Origin of the sequence: Xylanibacter muris (assembly GCF_013166605.1) — a bacterium.
GTDB classification, from domain to species: Bacteria; Bacteroidota; Bacteroidia; order Bacteroidales; family Bacteroidaceae; genus Prevotella; species Prevotella muris.
This window is the reverse complement of sequence record NZ_JABKKF010000005.1, coordinates 19,700-32,849: the sequence shown is the minus strand read 5'-3', so window position 1 is coordinate 32,849 and position 13,150 is coordinate 19,700. Positions and strand designations below refer to the sequence as shown.

The 13,150-nt window shown below is 43.7% G+C and carries 6 protein-coding genes; all 6 read right to left on the bottom strand.

Going from position 1 to position 13,150, the window contains the following annotated elements; all coding sequences use genetic code 11:
- Positions 1-641: 641 nt before the first annotated feature.
- The 6 genes from axeA1 to HPS56_RS06460 all read right to left on the bottom strand — a co-directional run bounded on the left by axeA1 (position 642) and on the right by HPS56_RS06460 (position 13,130).
- Entirely contained in the window at positions 642-2,051 is a 1,410-nt protein-coding gene (gene axeA1 / locus HPS56_RS06485; protein ID WP_253952406.1) for an acetylxylan esterase AxeA1, read from the bottom strand.
- 133 nt (positions 2,052-2,184) lie between these two features.
- A complete protein-coding gene (locus tag HPS56_RS06480) occupies positions 2,185-4,077 on the bottom strand; it encodes a RagB/SusD family nutrient uptake outer membrane protein (protein WP_172275358.1) in 1,893 nt (630 codons plus the stop codon).
- Positions 4,078-4,092: 15 nt separating this feature from the next.
- Entirely contained in the window at positions 4,093-7,377 is a 3,285-nt protein-coding gene (locus HPS56_RS06475; RefSeq protein WP_172275357.1) for a SusC/RagA family TonB-linked outer membrane protein, read from the bottom strand.
- A 2-nt stretch (positions 7,378-7,379) separates the two neighbouring features.
- Positions 7,380-9,149, bottom strand: a complete 1,770-nt coding sequence (locus HPS56_RS06470) for a fasciclin domain-containing protein (protein WP_172275356.1) — start codon at positions 9,147-9,149, stop codon at positions 7,380-7,382.
- Between the two features lie 32 nt (positions 9,150-9,181).
- Positions 9,182-11,320: a fasciclin domain-containing protein gene (locus tag HPS56_RS06465; protein WP_172275355.1), complete on the bottom strand. Its 2,139-nt coding sequence runs from the start codon at positions 11,318-11,320 to the stop codon at positions 9,182-9,184.
- A gap of 13 nt (positions 11,321-11,333) precedes the next feature.
- Complete coding sequence (locus tag HPS56_RS06460) at positions 11,334-13,130, bottom strand: RagB/SusD family nutrient uptake outer membrane protein (protein ID WP_172275354.1); 1,797 nt, start codon at positions 13,128-13,130, stop codon at positions 11,334-11,336.
- Positions 13,131-13,150: the final 20 nt, after the last annotated feature.

The following is a 13,150-nucleotide window of genomic DNA, read 5'->3' as shown; positions in this document are numbered from 1 at the left end:
GATATATATGTATATTATATAAAGGGGGAAAAGTACATTATCCGGTAAAATCGTACGTTTTCCAGTCCAAATCCGATAACCGGTCGGGGTAAAAGTGAAAGGCAAATGCGTCAACGGAGAATCCTCGGAGGATTAGGTTGTCTGATACAATACATCGCACATAAATGAGAATGCCCTTCCCCGAGTAAGGACATGCCTTCGGCATGTGTCAGGCGACAAACAGGATGTGAACGCCCAATATCCCGATTCATTATACACACCATCCGCATCGCAAAGCGATGTGTCATGAATACATGCATTATGGATGTATTAAATATAAAATGTACCGAAGGCCGCCATCCATACTCGTGGACGAATGCAACAAACGGAACGTGTTCGACAAGCCGGATGGCAATGTCAAACTTGCCTGAATATTACCATGGCGAAAAATGAAATACAGGAAAAAATGACGGACGGCAAATATTAAAAGTGTATTCAGGCTAAATACACTTTTAATATTTACTGTTTATTCTCCGAATTCATGACAATCCGGACAAATCCTTACTTTACTGCATACGGGATACCATAAAAAAGAACCGTTTATCCCTTCCCCAATAAAATAAATACCATTATATTCCACCTTTCATGAAAAGGAAGTTAATCTAAAGAATTATCGTCTCTGCAACCTTTCTTGCTATTTTCCCCGCACCTTTGGCTGTTGGATGTATTGCGTCACGCAACATTTCATCCGATCCTTGCTTTACGACATCGTGAAGGTCTATGACGGTAAGTTTGTTTTTCTTTGCCACTTTCCTTATTGCCGGAATGACATCCGCCACAACGATAGAGTCGCGTATAAGATTCTTGTCATCTGCCTTACCCTTATTTGAAGAAGCTATAGGACAGCACAAATATATCTTCGGCTTTGCAGGCAGAGCCTTCAGCTCGTCTATCATCTGCTGCATATCCTTGGTGAATTCCTTGCCGTATGAGTCCCAGTTACATGGCTTGCTGTCGTTGGTGCCAAGCTTTATCACAACGATGTCCGGATTGAAGGCCTTTGCCTCGGCCCAGGCTTTCTCCTTCATATAAGGACGGTTTCCGTTGTTCAGCATCGTACGTCCGCTGACACCGAAGTTCCTGACGGCATATCCGTTGCCAAGAATCTTCTGCAGTTGGGCCGGATAGCCGTTAACATCGGAAAGGTCTATGCCATGACCGTCGGTTATGCTGTTGCCTATACAGGCCACACGCTTGGCGTCTGCCTTCACACTGCCAAGTGTTTTAAGCCACTGCGACAGTTCGGAAAGCATCTGGGTATGATATGCAAATGTATTACGAAATCCGAAACCATGACCACCGGCAGGATAGATATGCAATGAAGCAGGCACTCCCGCACGACGCAATGCCTCATAGTACGGCAAGCCGTTGGTGAGGATAGGCACGGCACGGTCGTCACCGGCCATTAGGAGAATTGCAGGAGGGGTGACATGACGGCGCACCTGCTTGTCGTTGGAAAATTCCTTCACAAGCTTGCCGTCTGTACGGTGGTCGCCAAGAAAACCGACAACCGAGCCTTTGTGTGTAACTTTCTCATCCATGGAAATAACCGGATAGAAAAGAATCTGGAAATCCGGACGCGACTCTATCGGGGCATGGGTGGCAACAGTAGAGGCAAGATGACCGCCGGCAGAAAAGCCCATGATACCCACATCATACGGACTTACGTGCCATGCTTCCGCACTGTCGCGCACCGTCTTTATCGCTTTTTGGGCATCACCGACAGGTATCGTGCGGTCCCCCTTGGGCATCCTGTACTTCAATACGCAAAAGGCGATACCCTGCCCATTGAAATATTTTGCCCAGTCGGTACCTTCATTCTGCATGGAAAGATGAGAGTATCCGCCACCGGGACAGTCTACCACGGCTTTACCCGACGGGGTTTCAGGCAGAAACACCTGCATATTTGCATCACCGTCGGGAGTGAGGTTTACAGTAAACGTTCTTGAGGTCTGCGCGGAAAGAGATACGGCAAGAGACATCAAGGACATTGTCGAAAAAATTCTTTTCATAGATTTCATAATCTCTTATTTTGCTTTTTATTTTAAATATAAAGAAAAAGGTGCGCACCAAATATTCAGTGTACACCTTCTTCATCCTTATTCATTGAATACCTGACTATTCAATTGACAGAACAATACCTGTTTATTTGAAAGGCAGATACCAGTTAGCCTCTACCGTAAGATCCTTCACCGGGTTGTTAGTAGCCAGCTTACCGGCAAACCACAAACCACCGAAGTTTGTCGGATATCCTTCTACCGAGGAAGCATTCTTGCGACGTGCCAGACGTGAAAGGTCAGAGAAACGATTGCCCTCAAAGGCTGATTCCATGGCATACTCGTCACAAAGCAGATCCTCGACGGCATTGATAATCTCTTCTTTATTATATGTTTCTTCAAACAAGGTCTGATTCGCCAACAGATCAGCTGTATAACCGTCATTACTACCGTCAAGAGACTTATACTCCGGATTAAGTACAGGAAGATTGAAAGTCTTTCTCAATTCCGCAATCTTATCGCTTACAACCTGATACATCTGATATGCAGAATAGAAACCTTCAATTCCTTTCGCATCGCTACATCCGTAGCTATGTATACCGCCTTCTTTTCCCTTGAACACTTCCTGACCTGCAACACTGAGGAACGGAACCTCTGTCTGCAATAACTCCAAGCTTTCCGAAGTAATATAAGATGCTGTCAGCAAATCAGAAGAAATACCATCCTTAAGTATGGCAAATGCCAGATCCGGATGACCGGCACGGTTAAAGGCCTCAGCAAGATGCAACCATACTGTCGAACGTTTGTAAAGAATAATATTCGGTGACATGTAAGTATTAAGACAATACTGGTTATAGGCATCCCTTGGAACACGGGTCAAACGTGCCCAACGACGCTGGTCACCACCCTTAAAGCGATAACGGCTCAAGTCAAATCCGTCGGTAGGAGCCTTCACATAATAATAATATGAACTGTCTGCCAATGTATTGTACGCCTGAGAAGGAATAAGCTGAATTTCTGTCTCTGCAAACTTATCAATACCGGTTTCGTCTATCGAATACAAGTCATAGCCAAACAATTCGGACAATGTGGTAATCTTTCCTTCCTGCTTGTTATTGGCCATCGCTATTTCTGTTATCAAACCCAAACCACTGGTCCTGGAGAAATCGACCCACGAATGAAATCTGATACTTCCCGCTCCATTAATAAGACCTCCGGAAAAATTCGCGGGGAATTTTGTATTATCCATCAAATTATGAGGATTAAATTGTGAAAGTATCTTCTCTGAAATAGTAGTAATAGGATTATTAAACAGATATTTGTGATAGTGCTGTGCGGCAAGAATATAGTTTTCACGGCTTCCGCCAAGCTCCAGATAAAGCTCACCGAGCATAATATCTACAGGAATATAAAGATTCTTTGAATATACAGAACTGGTAATTAGTCCATAGCTCGGAACAAGTTCACCGGTATATTCTTCCAAATCGGGAATCAGTCTTTCAACCACCCCCTTGATATCAAGAACAGGAAAATCATTGTTCTCAATCTGGCTGATGTTGTTCAAAGGTTCGGTGAAGAACGGAACATTGCCATACTGGCGTGCAAGCTGCAGATAAGCCCATGCACGGAAACTCATCACTGCCGCATACTCCTGACGCGTCACATTATAACTTCCGTCAAGAAGGGTTGTATCACGATGCGCAAGATAATAGTTGCAGTTGTTTATCACCCTATAGTAGACGTATGCACTGTCATATTTGTTCGCAGTAGTGGCAGAATAATTTGCCAATGCCTTCAGATGCTCGCTTGCATATTCAGCCGTCGGAGTGACAAGCTCACCACGCATTTCATTCTGAAGAACATACATATCGGCAGCTTCCTGCATGGCCTGCATTATACCCCATGCATAAAACAAGGAGTCTGTCTTTTGGTTGATATCCGGATTGGTCAGATATCTGTCGCTCTCAACTTCAAGCATATCGCTGCACGATGACACAGAAAGTGCCATCATGCCTGCGATGAATAATATAATCTTTTTCATATTTGTCGAATTGTTTTAGAGGTTTATCTTTAATCCGAAGGTAAATGCACGTCCCTGTGCCAGATTACCGCAGTCTATGCCCTGATACATCGCGCTGTTGTTTACGCTGAACTCAGGGTCGCTACCGAGATATTTTGTCAGAGTGAACAGGTTTACGCCCTCTGCCCATACACTTACGCCCTGCAACCATGAGAAATTGACAGGCACACGGTATGTCAGACGCAGAGTCTTCAGCCTCAAATAGCTGCCGTCCTCTATCCAACGGTCGCTGAAGCGGTTGTTAGCCATCGGATCGCCATAGTTGATACGTGGCATGGAAGTCTCCTGACCTTCATAACGCCAGTGGTTTGTCATTGCGACCTGCTGATTGTAGAAATTGCTTCCGGAATTGAGAATCATGCGCTGATAGTTGTATACATCATTACCTATGCTATAGTTGAAGTTCATGCTCAGCGTGAAGTTCTTCCAGCTTACGTTTGCAAAGATATTACCGTAAGCATCTGGATTCGGATCACCTATGATAGTACGGTCGCTCTCAGTGATGAATCCATCACCGTCGATGTCAACAAATCGCATGTCACCAGCCTTGAACGCCTGCTTGTTGCCTGATGCATCTTTCATATAAAGATAGTCGTCGCCATCTTTATTTGCAGTTCTTGCGGCAGCGTCTGATGCCAAAACACCGTCAGTCTTGTATCCGTAGAACATGGCAACAGGATTGCCGACAGAAGTGATGATGTTGTCTGTACCGTAAATGGAAGAGACATAATCACCTTCAGGCAATGAAACGACCTCATTCTTGTAATGTCCGACAGTTGCTCCGACCTCTACATTCCAGTCTTTCGATACAACAGGCTTGCCGGATACGGCAAGTTCAAAACCTGTGTTCTTCAACTCACCGCCATTGGTCCAATAATGGTTGATACCGGCGATAGGATCCTTGAATCTCTGTATGGTAAGCAGATTGTCCGTCTTGTTGATAAAGTAGTCGAAAGCTACAGACAGCCTGTTGTGAAGCATGTTAGCCTCAAAACCGACATTGAACTTCTTTGTATTCTCCCACTGTATCTTATCGTTACCGATATTTGTCAACTGAAGACCGTTGGCAATATCCAGGAACTTGACAACAGAGAAAATCGAACGTGCTGCAGTTATATCAATGTCATCATTGCCGCTGATGTCATATCCGGCATTAATACGCAGATAATTAATACCTGAGTTCTTCGGGAACCATTTCTCATTACTTACAACCCATCCGGCCTGTATGCTCGGGAAAATCGCCCACTGGACGCCAAAGAGGCCCAGACCGTCGCAATTCTCACCAAAACGGCTGTTTGCCTCACCAAGAAGTGATAACGTAAGGAAATAGCGGTTCATGTAGTTATAGTCTACATTGCCATACCACTGCATCTGCTTCCATACATCATTAACGCCTGAAGCATAGTTGAAATTATTCTTGTTTGCAGTTATGGTAGGGTTCTTGTCATTCTGAGCACTTCTGTATTGTGTAGACAACACATCGCTCTTATATGAGAAATAGCTGTATTTAAAACCTGCGTATGCCTTCAGATAGTGTGCACCGAATGAATGAGTATAGTCAACATGAGTGTTGCTTACGATATTGGTCTCGTTGGAGAACAATGTGGAGAACTTGCTCATCACCGTACCCATCTCGGCCACCTTGAATACCGGCACACCCTGTGTAGGACGGAAATAACGCTGTGAATGCCTGTTAAGAGAATAGTTTATCAATGTTGTTACAGACAAGTCATTGGTTATCTTATATGTCGGTTCAAGCTTAACCTGGAAGTTTGTGTTCTCAGCATAGTTCTTGTTCTCACCCTCACCTATCTTAAGAATAGCCGTGGGATTTGCAAGAGACGAATTGCTGTCGAAACTTGTGAACAAATCATCACTGTCACTCAACAAACCGGAGAAACCACCAAGATAGTGGTTATACTGATATGGAGTAACCAACGGTGACTTTATAAGTGAAAGGAATGTCGGTGAAGTAGGAGTGGCTGTTGTAAAATCAGACTGTATACCGTCATCAAAGACAGAACTTGTGGAACGCGAGATAGACAGGTCAAACTTTGTCTTAAGCTTGCGGAACACATCTATATCGGTATTGAAACGGACGTTCATACGGTCGTAGTCATTACCCTCGGCTGTACTTTTTCCGTCAACATATCCCACTGACAGGTTATACATACCTACATCGTCACCACCCTGTACGTTTATGCTATAGTTTTGGGTCAGTCCTGTACGGTAAGCCTCGTCACTCCAATCTGTGTTGTTGTGATACATGTGGTAATAATAGTATGTGGGATCATCATTTAGGAACTTGAAGTTCAATTTTGAATTGGCAAGCTCCGGAATGGTACCCATCATTTCTGTGGCATAGTTTCTATACTGTGTGGCATCCATCATTGTAGGAAGCTTCGGTATAAGGCTGAGTCCGACAGAAATGTTTGCCTCAATACGTGTGGCCATTGAGTGACCGCGTTTGGTATCAATAAGAATTACACCGTTGGCACCACGCGCACCGTAAAGAGCCGTACCGTTCTTCAATACAGTCACCTTGTCGATATCCGCTGGCATAACCGTACCAAGCATGTTATTGAACTGTCCGGTATGAAGCGCCTCACGATAAAGCTGCTGATCAAGCTCAATACCATCTACAATTACAAGAGGCTGTGAGTTTGAATTTATAGAACTTATACCGCGGATGAACGAACTGTTACCTATAGCCGGAGCAGCGGAACGTTGGATTGAACGTATGTCAGCACCAAGCTGAGACTGTATCTCATTGTCTACTGTGAGATTATTCGTGGCTGAAGACGTGAAACTTCTCTGGGAAGTGATTGTAGTACCGTCGGCATACATGCTCTTGAACTTATCGTTAATCATATAGATGCTCACCATACGTGTCGTATCACCCGATATGGCAACCTGCTGAGACAGATAATCAGGAGTATACACATAAAGTGCAGTGGTGAACACAGGCACCTTGATACTGAACGAACCGTCTTCATCGGTCATAGCAGTATAACGTGCATTGTTCAATGTCTTCAACTGAACACCGCCTAAAGGCTTTTTAGAGGCCTCGTCGAATACCTTACCCTTGACTGTCATCAAAGGATACTTCTCTTTATATACCACAGGCTTCTTCGGAGCGGCAACGGGCTCCTCGTCATCCATGTAGTCCTGAGCGGCAACAGGCATGGCAAGCCAAATCATTGTCAGGCAAAGAGCGTTTCTGAGAAACGATTTCTGGATATTAAATATTGTGCGCTTCATAATTATTCCTTAGAGTTTAAAGAGTTTAAATATTCATCGTATTCCACCGGACGCAGAATTATTGCGGCAATACGCAGATGATTGTCATATTTTGCCCATTCCTTTTGGCTGATTGTACTACGTTCGCTCTGCAGTTTCACGTACGGATAACAGTCTTTCGCAACAGCGTATGAATACGGGAATGTGACAGTCTTCGGTGCTTTCACCATCTGCACACTGTTAGAATCTGTACTCTCGATTGTCATCTTGGGGTCGACCACAGTCTTTTGTCCGTTACCGTAACAGAACTGAAGAGAAATTTTGTAATTCTTTTCCGGTGTATTCTTGGTGGTTTTATCATAACGCGCCGGCACGAACACCACATAGACATTATATGTGGTAGAGCGTATATTATCCAAATAGAAATATGCTTCAGGCTTTGCCCTGTCACCGCTTGAGCCGGGACGGAAATCAAGATAAGAAGTGTAAATCGACTGCATGCCATTGCTACCGAAAATATTCCCTATTTTATCCATATCAATATTATCCGGATGAACGGTTATTGTAGACACCGATGCCGCCGTACCGTTAACATACGGTCTCATTCTTGGATTATGCAGAGAAACACTTATCGCTGGGTTCCAAATATTCCATGGTCTGTAGGCAAGAGAGTCCACTATTCTTACAAAACCATTACTCATCTCCATAGGTTCGCCTACAAGATGGTCGTTTATTATCTCCGGACCGTTTGGCATGGTCACTCCAACTGTAGATCTCAACGTGTCCCTCTGCCATGCATCTTCCCTGTCTGTAACCCAAAGGTTATATGTATTGTTGTTGCTCAGAGTAAGGGGAGTAACAAGAAGCAGTCTTGACAGGGAATCCTGAACCTGCTCTGCCGTGATGTTTTCTGTCTCTACCTCATAACGTGAGTCATTAGGAGCCACACCATTATATTGGGAGGAAATCTCTTTCCAGAATATTGTCTTGGGAAGTTTGTAACACTCCTTTATCTTTTTATAAGTTTCTATATATGCCTTGTTGGTCGGCAATATCAACGTATAACTACTGTCTTCGTTTGAGATATCGGCATCCAGCATATATCTTCCAAAAAGGTCGTTACTCTCTATCATCACGGAATCTATATAGGTCTGCTTACCGTTTACAATAGGTCCCTCGATACTGTTATTCACATCAAGCACAGAAGTCTTGAACTTCATAAAATAGCTATAGATAGAGTCTGTTTCTGTTTCCTTGTAATTCTCCAAAGACTCATAAATGTTTGGTAGAAAATCCGCTACTCCGCTTATTGTATGCAATGTACCGTTAACACTGGGAATACCTGTCCCACTGGTCATATTCTTTCCGTCAAAGAGATATCCGTCTCCATCCGATACCAACTGATAGGATTTGTTATTCAAGGTGTGTACACGCTTGTCAACAGTCTCTCCCGTCATGGCATGGTTGAAGTTTGCTATATGATTCTCAACAAACGTCTTTCTCAATGCAGCACTGTCCATAGACAGATATTTACTGTAATCAAACGAATCATTTAACGGAGCCCATACCGTATAAGAACGTGAACTGTTCAAATTATTTGCAAACCCGGCCTTTACCACAAGCTCGGCAAACTGTGACAAGTCTTTATTTTCCTTTATGTTCTCCCACAGTGTGCGCTGGCTTCCTACAGAAGCTTCCGTATAAGCCTTGTTGTAGTCGTCAAAGTCTGAGCATGATGCGGCAAGCAGTGTCGCTGCCGCCATCATGCCATATATATATTTCTTATTATTCATATACTATAAAATTTCATTATATGAGAAAAATCTTAATACATATCCTCAAGATAACGCGGATGCTGGACAACATCCAGAGGAACTATCTCGATATAGTCAAGCTGATACTTACCCTCCGTCACTTCAGGAAGCACTGTCTTCAGGCGTATCCAGTAATCACGCTGCGTAAGATTTTTCTTCACGAGAATACGTCGTAATGAGTAGCATGCGAAACGCTGGCTCATGTCCTGTCCTTCCTTTGTCACTGACAACGGTCCACGCATATATCCGTGAATACGCATCTCACGGTCTGAAGTAAGACCTTTATCCGCATAATCCTCTTCAGAGTCTTCTGCCTTCAAACTTGTATAGCCGATTGCAGTAAGACGTGGGTCCTGTTCCTCTTTTGTGGTTCCATATTGCGTACTGTTCATACGCATATCGATAGGAATATCAACAGCCTGAAGATCGCTCAGCTCGCTGCTTGTTCCAAGATAATATTGAAGCATACTTCCACGTATACCAAACGTTGTCACGTCAAGACGAATCTCATATTCACCGTCCGGCACGGGCGGCAACTTTATTGCCAGGTCGTATGCACCCATTCCCTGGAAAGAGTCTCCTTTGTATAAGAGGAAGTTGTTACCGGTTCCCTTATTCTGAATAAAATTCATGTCTATCTTTGTAAGGTCGCCATTGTAAACTCTCACATTGTCGAAATAGTTTACAGGGAATCGTACACGCGTATCTTCACTATTGCCGCTCAAAGACTGAAGCTCAGCGTATGAAAGACCTCTCAGACCGTTGTTCATGGTTTCAGGCAGAAGAGCCAATGCATCGAAACGCATACGCTCGTGCAATACACCCTGAGGAACATAACTCTCATAAAGAAGGATATCGTCAATCGGATAAATGAAACCGTTGAGAGGCTGCATTACTTTATTCACCTGAATCTTCACACCCTTACGGATTAACTCATGCATACTGGCAGAACCCATCGTCTCAAGACCGTCAGTAAGGGTATTATTCGCACGATAGCGGTTTATATAGGTTTCCTTTTCGCTATCCACTCTCCATATCTTTATCAATGTCTTGGGAAGCATCGTCTCATAATACTCGTATGTATCACCGTTATAACCTGCTTGCCTGTAAACATTGAAGTCGGTGGTGAGGTTGAACTGGTTAACAGCACTCTTCAGTATGTGATAACGCACAAACATGTTCAATGCGTTATACGGACTTGTATAGTCATCACCGGTACTTACCTCAATATTGTTGTTTCTATAGTAATCATACCATCCCTGATCTGCGGATGCGGAAGTGCCAGTAGCACATTTGGCATACCAGTCATTAGCCCTGGCAATCAGTCCGTTAATATCTTCTATCCCATACTTTTTCAATATTGAATCCGGCTCTGCAAACACAGTGAAACCAAGCTTACACTCTGTGGGAGTATAATAAGTGGCCTTACGGGTAGGCATCTGGAGTTTTATGTCCTTCTTCTCCGCCTCAAGCGAGTCGGCAAGACCTGTAAGGTCGAGAGCCTGACTGAAGATGGAAAACATCTCATTGTCTTTTATCTCACTTGATACGAGACTGTTGGAACGTGGAATAACACTGTTTATAAGATGTATAACACCGTTCTCTACCTCGATGTCTCTGTTTGCCTTTCCATTTAGAATCAAAGAACCGTCATTAAGCGAAATACCCTTCTCACTAAGTGCCGTTATAATGGTACGTCCAAGAAGTGTAAGAACAGAGCGTCCGGAAGTCTCAAGCTCTATAGTCTTGTAAACAGAACCTGCAAGATGGAACTTTGCGATGTCTGCACACAAACTGTCGGTAAGACCCTCCAGCGATTTTTCCGTCATACCGTTGTGAGGTATTCTTATATTCTTCTCATCATCGTACAGACTGTCTATATAATTCTGCACTGCCTTATTATCGGGCAGGAAGCAGGTATATGTACCGTATGTACGCAACAGTCTGTCATATCCTGAACGCTGCAGAATATAGTTGAAGCTGCTGTAGTCTGCCTCATTGGCAACGATATAATCCTCAATGGTCTGGCCGGTAAACGTATAAAGGTTCGAATCATCCGGTTCAGCCGTACAAGCCGAAAGGGTGAGACAAGCCGGTACCGCAATCATGCCGGCAGCCTTGAATATTGATTTCAATATATTGTTGTTCATATTCTTTTAATATTTAATTCTTTACATACTTGTCACCTTCTGAATATGCGGGATTCTGATGGAGAAGAGGATTAACTTTCATATCAGAATTAGGCACAGGGAAGTAAAGGAACGGCTCCCTACCCATCTTTGCCATAATGGCCACACCGTTTTCAAGATATTTGCGTCTTACAAGATTTGTGAAACCGGAATAGTTTGACGGGAAAAGATCCTCATTATACGTATCACCTGAAATATCAAACATAGTCTTGGTATAGTCAACGGGAGTGATATGCCTGTAATTGTAACGCATAAGGTCAAACCAGCGTTTTCCTTCAAAACACAGCTCACGCTGACGCTCACAAAGAACAAGTTGTTCCATGCTCTCCTTATCGGTGTATGAGGAAATCTTCAATACATTGGCGTCATCCAGTTTTGCAAGAGAACGTCTGTTCACCGCATCAACAAGATTGAAAGCCTCTGTCAGGTTATCATCATCCGCAGTAAGCGCACCGTCGGCGGCAAGCTGTACAAGTGCCTCGGCCTTCATCAGCATGATATCTGCCAAACGGTATACAATCCAGTTCTGACCATATCTGTCCAAAGTAGGCCTGTTGACCGCAGAAGCATTATGCGCACTGAGCTTGTAAGGATCACGCTTTGTATCTGAAGGTGCAAATTCATTAGGATTTGCATCCACCATTTTTCTTATATCAAATGCCGATGCATCGGCATCTCCCACTCCATAACAGTTTTCAAGATAACGGTTGTCCATATTTGTTGTATAGACAGTGGCATTATCACCGCTTTCACTTCCTATGGTTCCGAAAATCTTGGTAGCCATGACTGCACCGAAATTCTTTTTGTCTATAACAAAATACATATCCTTTATTGCAGTGCTGACATCGTTAGTTCCGGTCATCTGCAATTCAAAGATACTTTCGGAAGAGTTTCCTATGACAAACAACTCACGACGGGCAAAAGTTGTTCCTATCAAAGGATATTCGGAAGTGGTAGAAGCCCCCGGACCGAAGCCACCGTCTCCTGCCAAAGACGCAGCCTTCTTTGAGGCTATGATATCATCACAATACTGAATACACTTACGATAATCATCCTCGCTGTGCATTACAGACGCCTTCCATAAATGTATATCGGCAAGGATAGCCTTGATACCATCCTCTGTGATAATGCCTACACGACGCCAGTCATTATAACCGGAAGAAGAAATAGGAGACTTCAACGCCTCCTCCAAATCGGAAATACATCTGTCAAGCACATCCGCAGGAGCCGACTGTGCAACATTTCTGTCCTGAGAACTGTTAAGATATGCAACAGTGGTAAAAGGCACGTCACGATAAGCGCGTACAAGATAGAAATAACACAATGAGCGCAATGCAAGCATCTGAGACTTGTCTGTGTTGAACGTCTCCATTGTATATGCCGGGTCGATGCTTACAACGCCCGGAGCCTTTTCCAATACGATGTTGCATTTGTTTATCACACTATATACATCGCTCCATACAGAGAACTGATTGTCACTGTCGATATTTCCAAGGCTTATTTTCTGCAGATCAGCCCATACACTGTTACCGGAAAGATCCTGTACAGTTTCATAATTCATTTCATCGGAACGGTAATCACCCCAGACAATCATCCTTTTGACAACCGCATCAGTAACCATCTGCTTGTATGCTCCATTTACCATCGCCTGTGCCTGCTCTCTGTTCTGCCAATAATCCTCATCTATGATGATATCTTTAGGCAGTACGATGGTGTCAAGACAAGATGTCATGAGCATACCGGACATTATGAATAACAAATATTTTTTCATATTTCGTTTCTTTCTTAGAT

Bases quoted from the DNA above. Each gene is read 5' to 3' on its own strand.
- HPS56_RS06460 (WP_172275354.1), bottom strand. From the start codon at position 13,130: ATGAAAAAATATTTGTTATTCATAATGTCCGGTATGCTCATGACATCT.
- HPS56_RS06465 (WP_172275355.1), bottom strand. From the start codon at position 11,320: ATGAACAACAATATATTGAAATCAATATTCAAGGCTGCCGGCATGATT.
- HPS56_RS06480 (WP_172275358.1), bottom strand. From the start codon at position 4,077: ATGAAAAAGATTATATTATTCATCGCAGGCATGATGGCACTTTCTGTG.
- HPS56_RS06475 (WP_172275357.1), bottom strand. From the start codon at position 7,377: ATGAAGCGCACAATATTTAATATCCAGAAATCGTTTCTCAGAAACGCT.
- HPS56_RS06470 (WP_172275356.1), bottom strand. From the start codon at position 9,149: ATGAATAATAAGAAATATATATATGGCATGATGGCGGCAGCGACACTG.
- axeA1 (WP_253952406.1), bottom strand. From the start codon at position 2,051: ATGAAAAGAATTTTTTCGACAATGTCCTTGATGTCTCTTGCCGTATCT.